This window comes from Nostoc sp. (genome assembly GCF_036917575.1).
Classification (GTDB): domain Bacteria; phylum Cyanobacteriota; class Cyanobacteriia; order Cyanobacteriales; family Nostocaceae; genus Nostoc.
The window spans coordinates 136,791-158,064 of record NZ_JBALDC010000104.1; the positions used below are offsets into that span (position 1 = coordinate 136,791).

General features: G+C 41.9%; 19 protein-coding genes and 2 pseudogenes. 9 read left to right on the forward strand and 12 right to left on the reverse strand.

What is annotated here, in order from left to right; all coding sequences use genetic code 11:
* Positions 1–512 precede the first annotated feature (512 nt).
* The 6 genes from V7K79_RS29765 to V7K79_RS29790 form a co-directional block, all read right to left on the reverse strand.
* Positions 513–737, reverse strand: a complete 225-nt coding sequence (locus V7K79_RS29765) for an element excision factor XisI family protein (RefSeq protein WP_335053097.1) — start codon at positions 735–737, stop codon at positions 513–515.
* On the reverse strand, positions 683–874 hold the full coding sequence (locus V7K79_RS29770; protein WP_335053099.1) for a hypothetical protein: 192 nt from the start codon (positions 872–874) through the stop codon (positions 683–685). Before V7K79_RS29770 ends, V7K79_RS29765 begins: the two co-directional genes overlap by 55 nt.
* A complete protein-coding gene (locus V7K79_RS29775; protein ID WP_335053101.1) occupies positions 862–1,278 on the reverse strand; it encodes a XisH family protein in 417 nt (138 codons plus the stop codon). The genes V7K79_RS29770 and V7K79_RS29775 overlap by 13 nt, the downstream gene beginning before the upstream one ends.
* A 9-nt stretch (positions 1,279–1,287) precedes the next feature.
* Entirely contained in the window at positions 1,288–4,278 is a 2,991-nt protein-coding gene (locus tag V7K79_RS29780) for a hybrid sensor histidine kinase/response regulator (RefSeq protein ID WP_335053103.1), read from the reverse strand.
* Positions 4,279–4,411: 133 nt separating this feature from the next.
* Positions 4,412–5,446 (reverse strand): response regulator, encoded by a 1,035-nt coding sequence (locus V7K79_RS29785; protein WP_335053105.1) that lies wholly within the window; start codon positions 5,444–5,446, stop codon positions 4,412–4,414.
* 452 nt (positions 5,447–5,898) lie between these two features.
* Positions 5,899–6,288, reverse strand: a complete 390-nt coding sequence (locus tag V7K79_RS29790) for a hypothetical protein (RefSeq protein ID WP_335053107.1) — start codon at positions 6,286–6,288, stop codon at positions 5,899–5,901.
* A gap of 138 nt (positions 6,289–6,426) precedes the next feature.
* Here V7K79_RS29790 and rppA point away from each other — a divergent pair, with 138 nt between their 5' ends.
* Together rppA and V7K79_RS29800 are read left to right on the forward strand one after the other, a co-directional pair.
* Positions 6,427–7,107: a two-component system response regulator RppA gene (rppA, locus tag V7K79_RS29795; RefSeq protein WP_335053109.1), complete on the forward strand. Its 681-nt coding sequence runs from the start codon at positions 6,427–6,429 to the stop codon at positions 7,105–7,107.
* A 104-nt stretch (positions 7,108–7,211) separates the two neighbouring features.
* Complete coding sequence (locus tag V7K79_RS29800; protein ID WP_335053111.1) at positions 7,212–8,492, forward strand: sensor histidine kinase; 1,281 nt, start codon at positions 7,212–7,214, stop codon at positions 8,490–8,492.
* A gap of 152 nt (positions 8,493–8,644) precedes the next feature.
* Here the strand turns inward: V7K79_RS29800 and V7K79_RS29805 are convergent, their stop codons facing one another.
* Together V7K79_RS29805 and V7K79_RS29810 are read right to left on the reverse strand one after the other, a co-directional pair.
* Complete coding sequence (locus tag V7K79_RS29805) at positions 8,645–9,922, reverse strand: APC family permease (protein WP_335053113.1); 1,278 nt, start codon at positions 9,920–9,922, stop codon at positions 8,645–8,647.
* A 138-nt stretch (positions 9,923–10,060) separates the two neighbouring features.
* Positions 10,061–10,204 carry a hypothetical protein gene (locus tag V7K79_RS29810; RefSeq protein WP_335053115.1) on the reverse strand — a complete coding sequence of 48 codons (144 nt, stop codon included), beginning with the start codon at positions 10,202–10,204 and terminating at the stop codon, positions 10,061–10,063.
* 233 nt (positions 10,205–10,437) lie between these two features.
* Between V7K79_RS29810 and V7K79_RS29815 the strand changes: the two genes are divergently transcribed.
* From V7K79_RS29815 to purT, 4 genes are all read left to right on the forward strand, one after another.
* A complete protein-coding gene (locus V7K79_RS29815; RefSeq protein ID WP_335053145.1) occupies positions 10,438–11,388 on the forward strand; it encodes an ABC transporter ATP-binding protein in 951 nt (316 codons plus the stop codon).
* Positions 11,389–11,432: 44 nt separating this feature from the next.
* On the forward strand, positions 11,433–13,199 hold the full coding sequence (locus V7K79_RS29820; protein WP_335053117.1) for an ABC transporter permease subunit: 1,767 nt from the start codon (positions 11,433–11,435) through the stop codon (positions 13,197–13,199).
* A gap of 156 nt (positions 13,200–13,355) precedes the next feature.
* A complete protein-coding gene (locus tag V7K79_RS29825) occupies positions 13,356–13,838 on the forward strand; it encodes a pentapeptide repeat-containing protein (RefSeq protein ID WP_335053119.1) in 483 nt (160 codons plus the stop codon).
* 65 nt (positions 13,839–13,903) lie between these two features.
* Positions 13,904–15,067, forward strand: a complete 1,164-nt coding sequence (purT, locus tag V7K79_RS29830; RefSeq protein ID WP_335053121.1) for a formate-dependent phosphoribosylglycinamide formyltransferase — start codon at positions 13,904–13,906, stop codon at positions 15,065–15,067.
* 208 nt (positions 15,068–15,275) lie between these two features.
* Here purT and V7K79_RS29835 read toward each other — a convergent pair whose 3' ends face one another.
* Positions 15,276–15,455 (reverse strand): hypothetical protein, encoded by a 180-nt coding sequence (locus tag V7K79_RS29835; RefSeq protein WP_335053123.1) that lies wholly within the window; start codon positions 15,453–15,455, stop codon positions 15,276–15,278.
* Between the two features lie 197 nt (positions 15,456–15,652).
* Between V7K79_RS29835 and V7K79_RS29840 the strand changes: the two are divergent.
* A pseudogene (locus V7K79_RS29840) lies at positions 15,653–16,078 on the forward strand (transposase); the annotation flags it as partial.
* On the opposite strand, the gene V7K79_RS29845 reads toward V7K79_RS29840, so the two are convergent.
* Both V7K79_RS29845 and V7K79_RS29850 read right to left on the reverse strand, forming a co-directional pair.
* A complete protein-coding gene (locus V7K79_RS29845) occupies positions 16,062–16,274 on the reverse strand; it encodes an Arm DNA-binding domain-containing protein (protein WP_335053125.1) in 213 nt (70 codons plus the stop codon). The pseudogene V7K79_RS29840 and the gene V7K79_RS29845 overlap by 17 nt on opposite strands.
* A gap of 105 nt (positions 16,275–16,379) precedes the next feature.
* Positions 16,380–16,685: a hypothetical protein gene (locus tag V7K79_RS29850; protein ID WP_335053127.1), complete on the reverse strand. Its 306-nt coding sequence runs from the start codon at positions 16,683–16,685 to the stop codon at positions 16,380–16,382.
* 185 nt (positions 16,686–16,870) lie between these two features.
* On the opposite strand from V7K79_RS29850, the gene V7K79_RS29855 reads away from it, so the two are divergent.
* Positions 16,871–19,855: a valine--tRNA ligase gene (locus V7K79_RS29855; RefSeq protein WP_335053129.1), complete on the forward strand. Its 2,985-nt coding sequence runs from the start codon at positions 16,871–16,873 to the stop codon at positions 19,853–19,855.
* A 162-nt stretch (positions 19,856–20,017) separates the two neighbouring features.
* A complete protein-coding gene (locus V7K79_RS29860; protein ID WP_335053131.1) occupies positions 20,018–20,452 on the forward strand; it encodes a hypothetical protein in 435 nt (144 codons plus the stop codon).
* Positions 20,453–20,562: 110 nt separating this feature from the next.
* Here the strand turns inward: V7K79_RS29860 and V7K79_RS29865 are convergent.
* A pseudogene (locus tag V7K79_RS29865) lies at positions 20,563–21,274 on the reverse strand (hypothetical protein); the annotation flags it as partial.

The window sequence follows — 21,274 nt, forward strand, 5'->3', positions numbered from 1 at the left end:
TTCCTAGCTTTCACTCTTTTAAAATGTCCTAACCTATGTGACTACGGCTATAATTACGAATACATCAAAAATTAACTGCGCTTCTGGATCGTTGACAGCTAAATCCTCTAAAAATTACACACAGCTTGACGATATTTTAGGACTTACGCACAAGTTTCGCTTTCCTTGCAACAACTTCCGCTTTCACGTTTACGTGTTTCGCGCAGGCTGTAGCAACTTCCGCCTTGGCTGTAGCGGCTTTTGCTTTCAGGTTTACGTGTTTCGCGCAGTCTGTAGCAGCTTTTGCTTTCACGTTATTAGAAACAGATTTGTGTTACAGCATCTTCTCTTAAAATAAACTACTAACGACTAAAACAGTCTTGTAAGTAAGTCGGCAGAATAAAACCAAACTATATAAATAAAAATTAACTAGGCTAAAACCCTCTTCCCTCGTCCCTCCTGCCCCCTGCCTCCTGCCTTCTCTCAACGATAAATTTTCCCACCCACCTACTTTTTGCCGTTTCAAATTTTCTTTAAAGCTTACTGCCATCTGTGTATAAAGCAACGGCAAGCCGTTCTCTGACGCTGGGCGATCGAAATCCTAAAACAATATCTTGGGGTGCAACACCGCGCCCAATCAGTTCTCGATCGATAAAAATTTCAGTACTGTTGTGCTGAATCCAAACTTTGCCTTCAATCAGGTCTAGCTGCATCGCACAACCGTAGATGCGGGATTCGCCGCGCCAACCATTATGCATGACGAGATAGCGATGCCTGCGGCGGGGCAAAGCCCAACGCGCTCAGTATCAAAAATCAACTGGGCTTCTGGATCGTCGGCGGCGAAATTCTCTAAGAAATCACACACATTTTGGCGATATTTGTTTACTCGATCCATTGTTCAATCACCTCTTGATTCGGATTGTAAATAATCAAGCGAACTTCATAACGTTCTATCACCGTTTTAGCTGGCTCAAAACGCAAAAAGGTTTGATGAACATCGCTTGGAACTGCCAGATAAAGAATGCGGTCTGGCTCTTTTGAAACTTCTAAGGCAATGCGATAATTTAAGAATTGACCGAGGGCAGTATGAAATTCAGAGATTGCTGAACTGCTGGCAAAGCTTTTCACTTCTACTGCAATTTTACGTCCTGCTTTTTGGGCAGCGATCGCTTCTTCTGCGGCGAGGTTAATATAAATATCGGCAATACCATAGCGCAAGCGATAAGGATCGTGGGTGATTGTCCAGCCGTCTTTTTGCAGTGCCAGCTTCACAGTATCGTGAAAAATGTCTTTTGCCATATTGCCCTGTTAAATTAATGGCAGCTTGACGGTAAAGGTTGCGCCTCGTCCAATTCCATCACTCGCTGCCTCAATTGTACCGCCGTGCAATTCTACTAGTTGACGAGCGATCGCTAGCCCCAACCCCAAACCCCCTGGCGTGTGTCTGCTAGGAACCTCTGCTTGCGTAAAGCGATCAAAAACGTCAGGCAGAAACTCGCTACTAATTCCCACACCTGTATCCTTGATTTGAATCGTAGCTAGAGAATCAATAGTATCAAGCCGAATTTCTACTACTCCTTCCTTTGATGTAAATTTAATCGCATTGGCAAGTAATTCTCTGACAATTTGCTGCAAGCGATCGCGATCGGCTAAAACGGTGTCACGTTGTTGGGAAGTTGCCTGCAAAGTTTTGACAATATTAATTTCCTTTTCCTTAGCATTTGAGGACATTGTATTAATAACTTCTTCAATAATCTTTGTGAGTTTAACTGGCTGGCTTTGCAAGCAGACTTGACCTGAGATAATCGTTGAAATGTCCAGCAAATCCTCAATTAGCTTTGCTTGGTTTTTGGCACTGCGCTCAATTGTATCCAAAGCACGTAAAGCAGTAAGCTTGTCGAGTTCCTTTGAACGCAGTAAGCGAGTCCAGCCCAAAATTGTAACTAAGGGAGCATGAAGTTCGTGCGTAACTGTTGCTAAAAATTCATCTTTTAAGTGATTAGAAGATAACTCTTGGCGCAAACGTACCATTTGCAAATGAGATTCTACACGAGTCAGCAGTTCGCGAGCAGAGAAAGGCTTAATTAGGTAGTCATCAGCTCCCGCCTGCAAACCCTCAATTGCCGCCTCTTCTCCTGCACGAGCCGACAGCAGAATAATCGGTATACCTTTTGTCTTTGGATCTGCACGTAATGCACTCAGCAATTGAAACCCGTCCATTTCTGGCATCATCACATCAGTAAGTACCAAATCTGGCAGTTGCTCGTAAACAGCAGCTAGTGCAGCAACTCCATTAGCGACAGCTGTTACCTGCCATTGCTCCCGTAGCAGACGCGCCACATAGTCTCGCATATCGGCATTATCATCGACTAACAAAATGCGCGCAGTCGAGAACTGGGAGGGCTTTATCGGGGGTGGTTTTGGGGCCGCCACTTTGTGGCGGCCCCAAAACCACAAATTTTCTTCTTTTTGCCATTGTTGTGCTTCCTCGACATACGGGGCAGCACATACTGATGTTGATGCTAGTGTACTGGTACTAATTTGATTGCTTGGCAAGTGCGATGAGCCTGTGGGTAGCGTTACTGTGAATGTCGTTCCCTTACCCAGGACACTTTCTACTTCTACAGTTCCCCCATGTAGCTGAACGAGTTCAGTTACCAAAGCTAGCCCAATGCCCGAACCTTCATGACTCCTTGCCTTCACTCCTCGTAGACGGTGAAAGCGCTCAAAAATTCGGGGTAATTCTTCGGGAGCAATGCCTATGCCTGTATCTCGTATTTTTAGCTCTACTTTGTCACCAATTGGGCGTAATGAAACGGCAATTTCACCAACAAGGGTAAACTTGAACGCATTGGAGATTAAGTTAAGAACAATTTTCTCCCACATTTCGCGGTCTACGTATAGGAGGTTGCACAGGGGTGGACAATCCACAATCAATTGTAAAGAAGCTTGTTCAATCACCGAACGGAACACTGACGCCAGATCAGCTGTGAATCCAGCTAAATTGGTTGGCTCATAGACTGCCTGTATTCTGCCTGCCTCGATTTGGGAGAAGTCAAGTAAGGTATTGACCAGTTTGAACAGTCTAATAGCGTTTCGTTGGACAATATCGAGCTGTTCGTGTTGTTCGGGCAGGAGTGAACCATATTTAAGAGCGAGTACTTGCTCAAGTGGATTGAGAATTAACGTCAGGGGCGTGCGAAATTCGTGGCTGACGTTGCTAAAAAAAGCCGTTTTTGCTTGGTCTAACTCTGCCAATGCTTCTGCCCGTTTACGTTCTGATTCATAAGCACGGGCATTAGCGATCGCTGACGTCACTTGCCCTGCAACTAGATCGCAGAAACCTTGGTAATCATCATCGAATGGTCTTAAAGGGCTAATCCCAACAATAATCGCCCCTAAGATTTCTTGTCCAGCCCCGGTAAGTGGCAGTGCGATCGCAGTGTTTGGTGATTCAGTCCAAGCACCGCCTGGAAGCGGCCCAAATTGTTCGACTAAATTCTTAATGACTCGGCTTTCACCAGTGGCTAAAACAGAGTTGAGTGACCAACAATCAGCCGATTTCAGCACGGAGGTAAGCTCAATTGCAGTTGGGCTGGCAAGGGTTCCGACGGCTAAATTTGTTGTACTCGCAAGTTGGGCAAAGCTTTCATTCTCTAGTAGATAAATTAGAGCAAAGGGGATGTCGTGAAGGTTGTTTGCTAACACGCTGGTGGAAATGTTGCAAGCCTCGTTCACAGTCTTTGCTTTTGCCGTCTCTGCACCTAATTCACGCAATGTCCGCAGGCGGCGATCGTCCAATACTCGCCTAGTGTCTTCAGTGCAGGCGCAAAAAATACCCCCGACTCCACCATCGTCATTGCTAATCGGACTGTAAGAAAAGGTAAAGTAGGTTTCCTCTGGATAGCCATTGCGCTCCATAATCTCCAGGAATTCTTCATTCCATGAAGGGTTGCCTCGATTCAATACGTCCTCTGCAAACGGCCCAACCGAATGCCAAAGCTCTGCCCAGATATTACGAGCCGATTCACCCAAAGCTTGAGGGTGTCGCTTACCCAGGACAGAAATATAAGCGTCGTTGTAGAAGTTGAGTAGTTCCTGTCCCCACCAAACGAACATTGGATAGCGGGAACCTAAAATAATCCGAATAGATGTTTTTAGGCTTTGCGGCCAGTTTTCAACTGAACTGAGCGAAGTTTTTGACCAGTCCTTGCGTCGCATCAACTCACACATCTCGCCATCGCCAGCAAACACTTCCATTGCATAAGCGGCTTTCTTTCCTTCAGTTAAGCTGTCCATATTTCCTGGGGAAAAGATATTTACTTAAGTCTGAAATCTTTCGGTTAAGAAAATTCTAGACTTTTACTTAATTGATATAAAATTCTGCTTTTTCAAAAACTAAAATCTTTTTCTCCCCTGCCCCCATGCCTCTTTAAGCTCGCCCAGCAAGCTGTGCAACCATTGCTATTAACTCCGTTGGTTCAGCAAGTTTGTGCAAGTGCGACTGGAAACCTGCTCTTATTGCCTTTGCGCGGTCTTCTGCAAGATAAGCACTCAAGGCAGCAGTAGGAATCTGCCATCCCTTCTCTATTTCTAGTGCCTTTATTTTGCGAATCAAAGCATAGCCATCTTCATCGGGCATTCTGATATCACTAATTATCACATCAGGGCGCGATCGCTCCAACTCAGATAGCGCCTCAGTAACAGAGGCAACTGTTGTCACCATCACCCCACATTGCATTAGCACTGCTGTAATCAACTCGCGGGTATCAGCTTCGTCATCTACAAAGAGTACGTGTAAGCCACTAAGCTTATGAGGCGTTTTTACAGGTTCGCTCAAGACAGGTTGCTGACTTGCTGCTAATTGCGATCGCTCTAGATGCTTGTACTTAGTAATATCATGTAAGCATATCTGTAGTAAACTTTGCGTCCCCAAAGCTTCTCGGACAGGCTTCACTAAAAGTAAAGCATCAAAAGCTTGAGCGTTCCGTGGACAGATAGATACTTCCCATTCTTGCACAGACTTTACATTTGACGACTGGTTCAGTTTGGTACGAAAGAATGGACGCTCTTTTAGAGAGACGAAATCAATTAATAATTTGCCAACTAAAAAACTGGGCAACATATTTAATAATGCAGCAGCAGTATAGTTTATTTGTTTAATTCTTGCTTGGGCATCTATTACCAAATAAGCATTAGGTGCAAATTTAAACAAATCTCGATAAAACTTGTGTTCTTTTATTTTTTTTTCATTTTCTTGTAGTAGTTGTTCCTCAATAATTTCCATTGCTTTTAAATTAGTCTGCATTTCTTCATTGAGTATTTCTAGCTTGCTGATAGAAACGTCAAGAGCTTCTAACTTTGCAATCACCTGTTGCTCTATTGGTGTCCCTTTAATGTGTTTATACAGCGTCTCTATCTGCTTTCTAATGTTTTGAAACTCAAATAGCAACTCATCTGTGTTCATAATTAACTTGTCTCTTTACAATACTTTAGCCAAAATAAAAGGATGAAATAGAGAGGGGTGCTGCTGTAGTAGAGTTATTGTCTTCCCAAATGACAACTCAAAAACTACTGTTCAGCCCATGCCCAACATCTTATCACTACTACAGTGTCTGTTACCGTAGATAAACGTTACAACAATACGTCAATTGAACCAGATAATCTTGACGATGTTAACTCTTAGGGGCTGATTTACGATGTTGGAGATTACCCGATAACAAGGATTAATGGTAGTCATAGCACTATGTTAGGGAGCCACTTGCCCAGGTTCCCTACGTTGTAGCAAGTAACGTAGGATTAAGGGAGGTAATAATGCAATTAAAATCACAGCCAATCACTTTTCAAATATCCTCTAAAAAGCTTTTCAATTGTCTGCTTATTTACGCAGTGCTCTATTAGCCTGAAATACTGTCAATGTTATTCCACAACTTCATAGCGCACTAACTTTCTAACATCCTGACGGGGTAGACCTAGTTCTTGGGCAATTGTCGCTTCTATTTGGTTGAATTCTATTGTTTGAAGTTCTAATTCCAATCGCTTGAGGATAGGATCTGCTGTTTCTACTTCAACCTGGGTAATTCTTTTAGTTCGGTTAACAGCAGCGTTAATGAGTAACACATTGACTGATATCCGTGCTTCGAGTTGGGTATCTGACTGAAGTTTATTTTTTGTGGAATAGGGTCGGCTTAACTCTTGAGCAGCGAGGAAACTACAGCCAAGCCAAAACACAACCGCTACTAATGGTAGAGGCAACCAAAACTCTAATCCCAGCCCTTGTAGCCAACGTTTACTAATACGCCACACCACTACACCTGCTTCTAATTTTGCTAGATCGCACTTTATCTATATCCTAATGGGGTAGACAATCCTCTGAAATCTTACTAATGAAAGACGTTGAGATTGCATCAATGGATTATTCTAAACAAGCACAAGTGTATAAAAGCGATGAAAATCTTACTGGTAGAGGACGATCCAAAGCAATTAATGCCGCTGCAAATGGTTCTCTCTCAGGCTGGACACAGTGTTGATGGTGTCAAGGATGGTGAAACCGCTCAATGGCTTTTGGCTGAAAAAGAATATGACCTGCTGATTTTGGATTGGATGTTACCTCGGATTAGTGGAGTGAGTTTGTGTCAACAGTATCGGGCGGCGGGAAAAACAGCTCCTATATTAATGATCACGGCAAAAGATACCACACCTGATAAAGTCATAGGATTAGATGCTGGAGCAGATGATTACCTCGTCAAACCGATTGATATCGTGGAGTTCATGGCACGGGTGCGGGCGTTGAGAAGGCGATCGCCCCTCTGGCAAGGAGATACTCTCTGCTTGGCAGACCTGGAACTTCATCTCGATAGACTAATTTTGGAGCGACAAGGAGCGATCATATCCCTTTCCAGCCAAGAATTTCAATTACTAGAGTATTTCATGCGTCATCCTAAGCAAGTCCTGACTCGCAACCAGATTGAGCAAGCTGTATGGGAGTGGGGTAGTGAGCCAGAAAGTAATGCAATCACCGTTTTAGTTCGTAAACTTCGCCAACGTTTGCAAACATTAGCAGCAGCCGATTGGATTGAAACTGTTTATGGCATGGGCTATCGTCTCAACCCTCCAGAAACATCTTGAGATTTAATAATGGCTACCCAGAGTATAAATATAGTCTAGTTTAATTACTTGAAAAGCATTGTAATTACGAATTATGAATTACGAATTACGAATTATCATGAGTTGTGTTTAACCGCAGTCGTCGTAACTTAGCTCGTTGGTTTACCCTTTCAATGGGGTGCATTCTGATTCTCTTTGCTGGAGTCATTTATCATCTGGAGGTAAAAGACAAGCTCAAAGCATTAGATCAACTGCTTTATAAAAGAGCAGAGCTAATGGCAGCCAGTTCGCAGTATCGGCTGTATCAAAAACAAAAACAAGTCGATCTAAGCAATATACCGCTATTGGGTAGTGGTTCTCACCCCGCTGATATTGAACTGGTGTATATTCGCTGGTATGACCCCAATAGCAAACTCAAGCGGTTTTTTGGTACTCCACCTCCAGAAGAGTTAAAAATTGCATCTGAATTTCTCACGATTAAGTCTGTTGATTCATTTACAGGTAAGACACTTTGGCTGCGTCAAGTCACGCTACCTGTGCAAGGCGGAAATTCAGTCATCGGTTATCTGCAAGTTGCTATCCCACTGACAGAAACTCAAAACGAACTCAGAGAATTTCAGTTAATATTGACCCTTGCTGTACCTGTAGCACTGGGGTTAATTGGACTTACAGGTTGGGTACTTGGTGGTATAGCTATGCAACCCGTTCAGCAAGCCTATAATCAACTGCAACGCTTTACATCAGATGCTTCTCATGAGTTGCGATCGCCCCTTTCTGCGATTTTGACCAATGCCCAAGTCGGGTTACTAATGGCAGCAGACCATCCCCAAATCCATCCCACAGTGGAGAACATCATCGATAGCGCCAAATCGATGAGTACCTTGGTCAATAACCTACTGCTGTTGGCTCGGCATCAGGGAAAATTAACTCCTGAATCTCTCAAAAAGGTTAATCTCAATAGCTTGCTAGAAAATTTAATTATTCATTACAATACTGTTGCTGCAAAAGCGTCGCTCAAGTTGATCAACCATTTACCAGAACGACCCATTGAGCTATGGGCTGACCCTGATTTGTTGCGGCTAGCTATTGAAAACTTACTTAACAATGCTTGCAATTACACTCCGTCTGGTGGAACTGTCTGGTTACGCTTAGAACCTCACCCAGATCGGGCAGTCATTCAGGTCATCGATACTGGAATTGGGATTCCAGAGGCAGATTTACCTTACATTTTTGATCGCTTTTACCGAGTTGATACAGAACGTGCCAGAGAAAGCGGCGGATTTGGGTTGGGATTAGCGATCGCTCAACAAATTGTCCAGGCTCACGGCGGTCACATTCATGTAATGAGCAATGAGGGTAAAGGCTCGACATTCCAGATAAAATTACCGCTTATCAGCCATTTATAAATCACTTTTAAAAGATGATTCGTAATGAAAATCCAAACCAAACAGCTATATTTAACGCTCCGCTAACAGACAAGGCACTGTTAGCGAATTCAAGTTAAATTAATCCAAACATGGACTATTACAAATACGTCCTACATTTGAGGTAAGCTTCTTCAAAGGTGTAGCCGTCGATTGTTTGATAGATAGTAAATTACTTCAATGCCTACAGCTACTCCTACCATAAATACTAAAACCCAGACGGTTTGTGGATCTGTTTGTAAAGCAAACCAAATTAAAATTCCTAGTGCTATTAAACATATTCCAGCACCTAGAAGTGAAATCCATTGCTTGCTTTTTGTATAACGATGCATACGAGCGTTAGCTAAATTAACCGCAGTAAATATTAGGAGAAACCCGGCACTACCCATCGTTGATATCCGACTTATATCAAATAAATTGGCGATGATAAGAGTGATGCCACTAGTAATAAACAAGCCAATTGAAGATTGATCTATGCTATTTATTTGACTGCCAAAGTCAAACCCTCTAGATTTAGCAATCACAGAGCTAAAACGAGCTGAACCGTAGAGTGTTGCGTTACTAGCCGAGATAGTTGAGAAAAGAGCAGCAATAGTAATCAAAACAGATCCAAATTGCCCCATAATAGGTTTGGCAACTTCAGCCAAAGCATAGTCTTTTGCTGCCAAAATCTGTTCTATTGGTTCTGCTCCCAATGTAACCAGTGCTATTAAAACGTAAAGCACAATAACAAACCCGATTACAGAGTAATAAACTCGTGGCAAAGTATGCTTGGGATTAACAAGATCCTCTGCTGCATTGGCGATTAGCTCAAAGCCTTCATAAGACAAGAAAATTACCATTGCTCCTGCAAAAATTGACTGTAGCGACGATACTGAGACTGGTTGTAGACGGGAAATGTCAATATGACTACTTCCCATAGTAATGAACAGGATCAAAATCCCCAGTTTGAAGCTGACAATCCAGATTTGAGATTTACCAACATGATTGGCAGTTAGTAGATTTAATCCAGTTGTCCCTAAAATTGCCAAGCTAATCAGTAAATGCTTCCAAATAGGTTGAGTAGACTCTGTGAACAGGCTAACTCCATAACTACCAAAAGCCTGCAAGTAAAAAGAAAGCATGACTACATAGCTAAACCATAATAGAAGATTTAGTGTTCCACTAAACAGCCCTGAACCAAAAGCCTGGTTTAAGAAGGTTACTGTCCCGCCTCGACATGGATGAGCTACTGAAAGTTTTGCATAAGCATAAGTAGTTATCAAAGCTATTGTGCCGGCGATCGCAAATGCTAATGGTGCGCCTGCATCAGCTATTTGAATTACAACTCCCAGCGCTGGGAAAAGTCCACCAACAATGCCGCCGACACCCAATGCCCACACAGACCAAAAACCGATTTTTTTGCTTGACACCTGTAACCTCTTTAGGAATAGATAGTTTTATAGTCGTTGACTAGCAGGCATATAATCAAGCAGAGATTAAGCAGTTGGAAATATAGCGGTTCTCGATCATAAGTAGGTAAGGCATACGTCCTACCTACTTTTGCTAAGTTATGACCTATTTGCCATCTTATCTTTATCACCCCACCACCGCGAATCATTGAGGTATGTTTGCCCCCACTCTCTACCTGCTTCTATTGCACTAGCAATAGTTTGCCCGATGACAGGCATTTTCATAATCGATTCAAAATCCATACAGCTTTTACCTGATTAACTGAGAAGACCTAGAGATTTCTAGTTTTAGTATTCCCAGTAGTAGCTAAATATTTATTGGTATTATTTGAAACTTTGCTGAAGATAGTGGTAAATAATGCCCATAACTCAAAGCAGCTTTACATAAAACCAGTTTCAATTTCCGAAACCAGCCTGACAGAATTTGTAGAAAGAGGTTAGGTTAAGTGTTAATCACAAGCCGCACCCCAGCCGCGATGGTAAAAGAAATAGCAATTTGCACCCGTGGACTAACTAAGCAATTTGACCGCCATGTTGCTGTCAATGATGTGGATTTAGAAATCCATGCAGGGGAAGTATATGGATTGATTGGGCCGAATGGCGCGGGTAAAACAACTCTCATCCGGATGTTGGCGACTGCTGAGGAACCAACTACGGGTGAGATTTTTATTAATGGCGATCGCCTACTCCGTGACAAGAGTAATCCCAAACTTAAGCGTCGTTTAGGCTACTTACCCGATGACTACCCGCTATATGAGGATTTAACAGTCTGGGACTACTTAGATTACTTTGCGCGTCTCTATCGCTTGCAACAATCGCGCCGCACTCAACGCCTACATGAAGTTTTAGAACTCATTCAACTTGGTAATAAACGTAATAGTCAGATTTCTACACTGTCGCGGGGGATGAAACAGCGCTTAAGTTTAGCGCGAACCATTATCCACGAACCGATTTTACTACTACTAGATGAGCCTGTTTCTGGGCTTGATCCCATCGCCAGGATGCACTTTCGCGAAATCATCAAGGCTTTGCAAGAAGCTGGAATGACTGTAATTATTTCCTCTCATGTTCTTAGTGATTTAGCGGAACTGTGTACATCTGTGGGAATTATGGAACTTGGCTTCTTGGTAGAAAGTACTTCCCTACAGCAACTTTATCAACGTCTAGCCCATCAGCAAATTGTGATATCAACTCTAGGGAACCTAGAGGCACTTTTAAGAGAACTAAAACATCATCCTTTAGTAGAAGAGTGGGAGGTGATATCAGGAAAAAACAGCGTGCGGGTAAATTTTTCGGGCAAAGATGAAGATAGTGCTGAATTGTTGCGATCGCTTATCAAAGCAGGCATTCCTCTAACTGATTTTCACTGCATGCAAGAAGACTTAGAAAGTATCTTCTTAAAATTAGGTCACAAACAAGCATCTTGATACGTCAATAAATATCACTCCCCATTTTTGGAGAATTTTTTGCTATGATGCCAAATTTGATAGATAAAATTGGTGATTGGAATCCGCAACTATTGCGGGAACTCAAAGGACGACTGAAGTTTTTTAATGTTGCGATCGCATTTGCAACTTCACTACTACTGCAATCAGTAGTTTTTTTATATCAGTTTCGCGAATTTCCTGGTGATAGATACTCGCTAACTGCTACATACTGTAATCTACGTCAAGTATATGAACAGCAACAAAACCGACTTTACCAGCAATCAAATCAATCTCTAATTGATGAATTCAATAATTTCCTATCAAAGAATTTTTGTCCCCAAAATGAAATTAATTGGCAGTTGTGGTGGCGACACCATTGGGAATATATATTCCTCTCTTTTACTGTAGTTTTTGGATTTACACTATTAGTTGCAGGAACTTATTTACTAATCAACGATTTAGCCAAAGAAGAAACTCGCGGTACGCTGAATTTTATCCGTCTTAGTCCCCAGTCAGAAACAAGTATATTGATTGGTAAGTTGCTAGGAGTTCCAAGTTTAATTTATCTGACTGTTTTAGTAGCAGTTCCTTTGCATTTGTGGGCTGGACTTTCTGCCCAAATTGCCTTTAGCTACATTTTGAGTTATTACGCAATTCTTATTGCTAGCTGTATTTTCTTCTACAGCGCCGCACTACTATTTGCCTTAGTTAGTCGCTGGGTGAGTGGTTTTCAACCTTGGTTAGGTAGTGGTGCAGTTTTTCTTTTCTTGTTGATAACGTTTCAGATAACATCATCAGATCATTCAGGCGCTTGGTATAATTCAACGGCTTGGTTGAGGCTGTTTGCTCCTTGGGATGTAACAAATTATCTCTTTCCTAACTTATTCCATCTAGGCAATGGTTCTAACTTGAAAAACTTGCAGTTTTTCTATTTACCATTAGGGATAGGTTTTGTCAGTATTGTTGGCTTTTATTTATTAAACTTTGGATTGTGTAGTTACAGTATTTTGCAAGCTCTTAAACGTTGCTTCCGTAATCCTCAAGGCTCAATAATCAGTAAGAAGCAAAGTTATTTACTAGTAGCTTTTTACCAATTGATGATATGGGGATTTGCCCTACAAAATGGGAATAATAACACATGGGATGAACAGGTTGCAAAAAATTTCGTTTTGCTGGCAGTGTACAACTTGGTGTTGATTTTAAGTTTAATTGCAATTCTTTCCCCTCATCGTCAAGATGTACAAGATTGGGCAAGATATCGACATCAGGGAGTTTCTAACCATAAGAGTGTTTGGCAGGATCTAATTTGGTCTGAAAAAAGCCCTGCACTTGTGGCGATCGCTATTAATTTAACAATTGCTGCTATCCCCTGGTTAGTTTGGTTTTTACTTACATCTGTTGTTGACGCAAACAATGGCCGAACTGAGATTGTTAATGAGATTGACAGATTTAAAGTACTTTTAACTATAGCTTTGTCCATCAACTTAATGATGATTTACGCTACCATCGCCCAATTGATACTTTTGCTGAAAACTCCTAAGCGTTCTTTCTGGGCAATTGGGACTTTAGGTAGTGTAATATTTTTACCACCGATGATTCTAGAATTTATTGGTATCTCGTCGTGGAAATATTCTATTATATGGATGTTTACAACTTTTCCTTGGACAGCTGTAGAAAACGCTGGAGCGACAACAATTTTCATGGCACTCTTAGCTGATTTAAGTGTTCTAGCGTTATTAAACTTCCAGCTGACAAGGCAGGTGAAGTTAGCAGGCGAATCTGCTACGAAAGCATTATTGGCAAAACGTTAGGTAAGTAGTTATCGATAAAGTTAGAACCCTGATTTATTTGAAAAGTCAGGGTTCTTGTTTTTCATGAATGATTTAAGACTGCTATATTATCTATTATTTGCTTACATCGGCTGTTAAATTTTTAATCGGCACAAGGATCGCGACAATCTGAGAATCATGTTAAATATCTCTACTCAAGACTTACGCCATACAGCTATCCAGTTTTTAGAACAAAGTCCCTCACAACGTCTGCAAATTCTCAAGCAACTAGGCATCGCTCGTTATGAGTTTTTAACCAAAATCCGACTAAATGAAGCAAATATCATTTGTATAATGCGGTTTTTTAAAAATCCGAATCAGCTAAAGTTTCCTAATCTTATGGGAGCAGATTTATCTGGTTTAATTTTAGATGGTGTAAACTTCATCCGAGGAAATTTGTCAGGAGCGAATCTACAAGGTAGCAGTTTAGTCGATGCAGACCTTTTATTTGTAAATTTTACAAAAGCTGACTTGAGAAATGCAGATTTACGAGGTGCAACTCTGAACGAGACTATTTGGTTAGAGACTCTAGTAGATAAGTGTCAACTTGGCGTAGGTACTGGTTTAAATCACTTACAACGTCAAGATTTACAACTACGCAAAGCTATATTTAATTTTTGAGAGGTTAATAATGAAAACACAAAAAATTATAAGATTATTGAATTGAAATTCATTTGGATAAGTTCATGAGTATTAAGTTGCCCCAAAAATTGATGTTGTTGGGTTCAGGAGAACTAGGCAAAGAATTTGCGATCGCTGCTCAACGTCTTGGTAATTATGTGATTGCTGTTGACCGCTATGCCAATGCTCCAGCGATGCAGGTTGCTGATACTTATGAAGTTATTTCTATGCTCAGTGCTGATGATTTAGAAGCTGTAGTGACAAAACACCAGCCACATATTATCATACCAGAAATTGAAGCAATTAGAACAGAAAAACTTTTAGAATTTGAACAGCGAGGAATTACAGTTATTCCAACTGCGGCTGCCACTAATTACACAATGAATCGTGACAGAATTAGGGAACTGGCACATAAAAAATTGGGCATTAGAACAGCTAAATATGGTTATGCAACAACTATAGAAGAATTGATTGCAGTTTCGGATAAAGTTGGCTTTCCCAATGTTGTTAAACCTGTGATGTCATCCTCTGGTAAAGGTCAGTCTGTAGTTCAGGATAAAAGTGAGGTTGAGAAGGCTTGGAATTATGCGATCGCTAATTCTAGAGGAGACAGTCAAAAGGTGATTGTCGAAGAATTTATTAACTTTGAAATTGAAATAACTCTACTAACAATTAAACAGTGGAATGCACCGACAATTTTCTGTTCTCCCATTGGTCATCGTCAAGAAAGAGGGGATTATCAAGAATCGTGGCAACCCGCAGAAATTTCTGAAGATAAAATTTTAAAAGCTCAAGAAATAGCTATAAAGGTAACTGATGCTTTAGGAGGAGCCGGAATTTTTGGCGTTGAATTTTTCATTACCAAAGATGAAGCGATTTTTTCGGAACTTTCTCCTAGACCCCATGATACGGGTATGGTAACATTAATCTCACAAAATCTCAATGAATTTGAACTACATTTAAGAGCTATTTTAGAGTTGCCAATTCCTCATATAGAACAGCTAGGAGCCTCAGCCAGTGCAGTAATTTTAGCCTCAGAAAAGTCTGATTCTATTGCTTTTAATGGGGTAGCCGATGCTTTATTGGAAAAAGATGTAGATATTAAATTATTTGGTAAACCTAATGCTCATCCATATCGGCGAATGGGCGTAGCTTTGGCGAAGGGTGTTAATGTCCAAGAGGCTAGGGAAAAGGCCACTAGAGCAGCAAATAAAATCACAATTATCTAATTATCATAAGGGCACAGAGCTAAACTAAATCACATCTAGTTTACATAATCTGAAATTGTACATTTATTGTGGGGTGGGCGTCTCGCCCGCCCAATATATGCAAGGTTATTTGTGGAACAGCTTATCTGTGCGCCCTACTGCTATTTTATAACACTGTTAGGCGAATTAACCGCAGCAACTGGAAGTCCCTGATTCAGATAATCGTAAACTAATTGGGAAACTTGACGGATAAAGTTTCTTCCTCTTGTGTCCTTATAAGCATGGGTAACGAAGATAGCCGCCAGGTAACGCTTACCATTAGGCATCCTTCAGACATAGTAATGCCTGTGGCAACTTCTTGGGGAAACGCAATTCTATAAAGCCGCGCCCATTCAAACCAAACTATCACATTTGATTTCACCTATGTGGCTTCTGGTTTCCTCGCCTACTTACAAGCAGTTACAAAGACAATCTCTTGTGACTTATCCTTTTATGGTTTGGATGGAGTGTTTTCTTCAAATAACCGATGTCTGCGACAAGCCGCTAATAGCGTCTATGTTTCCTGTATATAATCCCAACAGCCTTGACTCAAGTTGGATTTGGGCAGGGCGTAAGCGCCATATAGTTGTAGATTCTCAAGGTTTGTTGATTGGTGTTTTAGTTACTGAAGCTAATGCTTCGGAGCGTTTAGGAGCCGTCCTTGTGCTGCATGAGGCTGTTGAAGAATTGTCCAAATTGGAAGTTGTTTGGGTAGATCAGGGTTATTCAAGCAAAAACTTTGCTCAAGCTGTCAAGCAGGTTTGCGGTGAACAGGTTCGTGTTGAGGTGATCCAAAGGAACTCAAAAACATTTGAGCGATTACCGAAACGATGGATTGTAGAACGTACATTCGGGTGGCTCAATCGATTTCGGCGTTTGAGTAAGGATTATGAGTTGTATACAGAGTTAAGTGAAGCAATGATTTATGGCTCGTTGATTCGTCTGATGTTAAGGCAATGGCAGCTTAATATTTTCTTTACGAATCAGCTCTGATGGGTGTAACGGGTGTAATCGTACTTAAAGCAGATTGAGTTTGGTACTTCTTTAGATTTAAGTCTAATCGCTCGCAGAGTATATCTTTCTCAATCTCAGAGGCCTTAAGTTTAGCCAACTTACGGTTATTTGGGGTATCTGCTAAACTAGTAGAGATATAATAACGCTTGCCCCTAAATCTGAACCGTAACTGCAATCGCTCATTAGAGTTAAGGATAGAGACAGAATCTTTAGATGCCCGCCAGGAGTTTTGGAGAACATAGCTTTATAAGGCGTAATCACTCCTCTACTCTATACTTTCTTATCCACCCGCATGACCACCACGACCGAAACTACCAAAACCACTACGACCCTTGGAAGAACCGCTAGAAGTACCGACCTCCGATGAATTACCATAACCGGATCTTCTAATGCTACTACCACCAGAATAACCACTCGATCTGCCGCTACTATTAGATGAAGAAGAACAGTTATCGGCTTGTTGGTTTGGTGACGTTGTGGAGATGCAATCTGACTGTCTTGCTTCTGGGGTTGTTGCACAAGAAGTAAGTAGCGATACAGTAATAACGAACACGATGAGTTGAAATAAACCTGGTTTCAATTTCATGAGTATTTCTGGATGAATATACAGATGTCAGCTACGGAATTTATCAAGATAACTACAAGAGTCAAGAATAGATTTCGCATTTTCAAATTTTTTAAGGAGTACATCTACGATTTCGAGAATTGCTAACCAAACCCTCTCCAACCCTGTGGCAAAATTTATAAAAGTCCTTCCTTATTTTGCCCCGCATGACCGCAACCATTCCCAATCTCCCCAGTCTCTACGACCCCTTTTCCACCGAAGCCAAGTGGCAAAAATTCTGGGAAGACAACCAAGTTTACAAAGCTGACCCCAACAAAGGCGGTGAACCCTACTGCATCGTCATTCCCCCGCCGAATGTCACCGGCAGCTTACACATGGGTCACGCTTTTGAAAGTGCGTTGATTGATACCCTTGTGCGCTACCACCGGATGCAGGGACGCAATACCCTGTGGCTACCCGGAACTGACCACGCTAGCATTGCTGTGCATAGTATGCTGGAAAAGCAACTCAAAACAGAGAGTAAGACTCGCTACGAATTGGGGCGCGAAAAATTCTTAGAACGCGCTTGGCAATGGAAAGCGGAGTCTGAAGGAACGATTCTGAATCAGCTACGACGCTTAGGTGTCTCGGTGGACTGGTCACGGGAAAGGTTTACCCTGGATGAGGGTTTATCTAAAGCTGTTATCGAGGCGTTTACTCGCCTTTACGAGGAAGGCTTAATTTATCGTGGTGAATATTTAGTTAATTGGTGTCCCGCTTCTCAGTCGGCTGTGTCTGATGTGGAAGTGGAAAATCAAGAGGTGAATGGAAATCTCTGGCACTTCCGTTATCCCCTCACCGATGGTTCCGGTTTTGTAGAGGTGGCGACAACTCGACCAGAAACGATGCTAGGTGATACGGCTGTAGCAGTTAATCCCAATGACGATCGCTACAAACATCTCATTGGCAAAACTCTCACTCTGCCAATTCTACAACGAGAAATTCCGATTATTGGCGATGAATATGTTGATCCCACTTTCGGCACAGGTTGCGTGAAAATAACTCCCGCCCATGACCCGAACGATTTTGACATGGGTAAGCGTCACAATCTGCCGTTGATCAACATTATGAATAAAGACGGCACTCTCAACGCCAATGCTGGGGAGTTTCAAGGACAAGACCGCTTTGTTGCGAGAAAAAATGTGGTTTCTCGCCTAGAAGCAGATGGCTTTTTGGTGAAGATAGAAGATTATAAGCATACCGTTCCTTACAGCGATCGCGGTAAAGTACCCATTGAACCCCTCCTCTCGACTCAGTGGTTCGTCAAAATTCGCCCCCTCGCTGACAACACTCTCGAATTCCTCGATGAACAAAATTCCCCAGAGTTTGTCCCTCAACGCTGGACAAAGGTTTATCGTGATTGGCTAGTAAAACTCAATGATTGGTGTATCTCTCGCCAATTATGGTGGGGACACCAAATTCCGGCTTGGTACGCTGTCAGTGAAACGGATGGGCAAATTACTGATAATACGCCGTTTGTGGTAGCAAAATCGGAAACCGAAGCTTGGGAGAAAGCTAAATCACAATTTGGCGAAAATGTCAAGCTTGAACAAGACCCAGATGTGCTAGATACTTGGTTTTCTTCTGGACTCTGGCCATTTTCGACTTTGGGCTGGCCGGAACAAACTCAAGATTTAGCAACCTATTACCCGACTACCACTTTGGTGACAGGCTTTGATATCATCTTTTTCTGGGTAGCTAGAATGACCATGATGGCTGGGCATTTTACGCAGCAAATGCCTTTCCAAACAGTTTACATCCACGGCTTGGTGCTGGATGAAAAAGGCCAGAAAATGTCAAAGACCAAAGGTAATGGTATTGACCCGTTGTTATTAATTGACAAATATGGTACTGATGCCCTGCGCTATACCCTAATTAGGGAAGTGGCTGGTGCGGGTCAAGATATCCGCTTGGAGTACGATCGCAAAAAGGATGAATCAGCATCGGTGGAAGCATCGCGCAATTTTGCTAACAAGTTGTGGAATGCTGCCCGGTTTGTGATGATGAATTTGGATGGACAGACGCCGCAACAATTGGGGAATCCAGTAGCCACAGAACTGAGCGATCGCTGGATTATCTCGCGGTATCATCAAGTTATCAAACAAACCATCAATTACATTGATAATTACGGTTTAGGGGAAGCAGCAAAAGGACTGTACGAATTCATCTGGGGTGATTTCTGCGATCAGTATATTGAACTAGTGAAATCCAGATTGCAAGCAGATACCGATCCAGTATCGCGGCGGGTAGCACAGCAAACCCTCGGCTACATCTTGGAAGGAATTATGAAACTGCTTCATCCCTTCATGCCTCATATTACCGAAGAAATTTGGCAAACTCTCACGCAACAATCAGCAGATTGTCCGCAAACTTTGCCACTACAAATCTATCCCCAGATGGATCCGAATTTAATTGATTCATCTTTAGAGGAACAGTTTGAATTACTGATTGGTACTATCCGCACAATTCGGAATTTGCGGGCGGAAGCGGATATTAAACCAGGGGTAAAAATAATAGCGAATTTACAAACTGAAAGCCGGAAAGAGCGGGAAATTCTCATTTCTGGACAAGATTACATTAAAGATTTGGCTAAGGTTGAGACTTTAACCATTACTGACAAGCAAGAAAAGCAAACTGTTACTGCAAAAAAACCTCAAAGAGGTTTGAAGACAATTGGCTTAATTATCGTGGCCATTGTCTTTGCTAGAGTAGGTTTAGCTGTAGGAAATGCCATTGATGACATTCCCATCGTCGGAACTTTCTTTGAACTAGTTGGTTTTGGTTACACAGCTTGGTTTATTAGCCAAAATTTACTCACTGCTCAAGCAAGACTTAGGTTGTGGAGCCGATTTTTCCCGCAGAAAGAATTAGAACAACCACAAGAACCAGAAAATGCGATCGCAGGTGTAATTGGTACAATACAAGTGCTAATTCCTCTAAGCGGTGTGGTAGATATTGAAACTGTGCGTGCCAAGCTAGAAAAAAGCTTGAGTAAAGCTGAAGCAGAAGTTCAGTCCTTGAGTACCAGATTAAACAACCCTAGCTTTGTGGATAGAGCTAGAGCCGACGTGGTACAAGGAGCGCGTGATGCTTTAGCAGAAGCACACAAGCAAACTGAAATTTTGCGCGATCGCCTTAAAGGGTTAATGTAGGTATCGCCTGCGTGGCTTAGGATAACTGTAATGAGTAATGGGAGTGTTAATAATTCCCAACTACCCATTACTAATTAACAAGATCCAAATATCCATTCTGACACTTATTTTTAATCAAATTTTTTGAATGCGTGAATTTTCAATTGGAGCGAAGCGACCTTCATGTTATATCTAGCCCAGGTGCGTAAAAACGATTTTTTAGACCAGCACCAGTTACGCTTATTGGCGCGTCAAGAAGCTGATAACTTGTGGGCGATAATTCCAGAAGAGGCTTTCATTCTGCTTGGAAAGGGAAAAATCATGAGTGAGAACTTGCTTGTTCTGGTGGAACTTTCTCCTACAGGCGACATTGAAAGAATAGAAGACGCCACCAACTGGGTACTGCATCTGGTAGAAAGCTACCTCACCATTGGCATTACTCCAGAATTTTTGCAGCACGAAGCCGAGCGAGCTGAACATTGGCGACAATCCCTGACATTGCAAAACCAAGACTTAGCAAGGCGTTCTTTGGAATTGGAAGCCAGACGCGAACAAATTCAAGCCTTAGAAGAAAACCTGAAACGCGAGAAAAACGGTTATTCTCAAGAGGAAAGTTAAAAGTTTGCAGTTGTGTTCCACTCAAATGTGTATTTATGACAGATTACCCAGCAAGAGTTGATCTGTCTTTTACTGGGTAATATCTAGATGCCTGCTATAGTTAGCTTTCGTTAGGCAATGACAGTAATATTTGCATTAGTAAGCATTGCCTGATTCGAGAACTGAGCGATTTGAACTTGTGCAGCCTTACCAATTCCATCTGCATCAAAGAAAAGATTACCTGTAGTTTTATCGTAGATAAAGCGATCGCTTGTTGTTGTAGCACTAGTACCAAGTCGGAACAAGCTGACATTAAGCGTAGTATTTTGAGATTGGCTAAGTGCGAATTCTTTCTTGGAAACGAGGATAGTATCATCTCCAACAGTAAAATCAGCAATGGTATCATAACCTCCAGTGCGGCTACCAGCCAGATCAAACCTATCTTGTCCAGTTCCACCAGTCAATACATCTCGACCAACTCCACTAGCGAGTAGATCATCACCTGCGCCACCGAACAAGGTGTCATTACCTGAGTTACCAAAGAGGCTATCATTGCCATCTCCTCCGCTTAAGATGTTAGCGCCAGTATTTCCAATCAGGATGTTATTAAGACTATTACCAGTACCATTGATTGCTCTGCTTCCAGTCAGAGTCAAGTTCTCCAGGTTATCTGTCAACATACAATTCACAGAAGACTTAACTAAATCTGTGCCTGGATTTAAGCCTTCGCTAATAACATCGTTCACATTAAGTAGAACGACGTGAAAAAACCAAACTATGTAAAGATAAATAAATACGTAGAATGTATCTACCGAGGTAAGTGAAATATGGGCGCTCGTATAA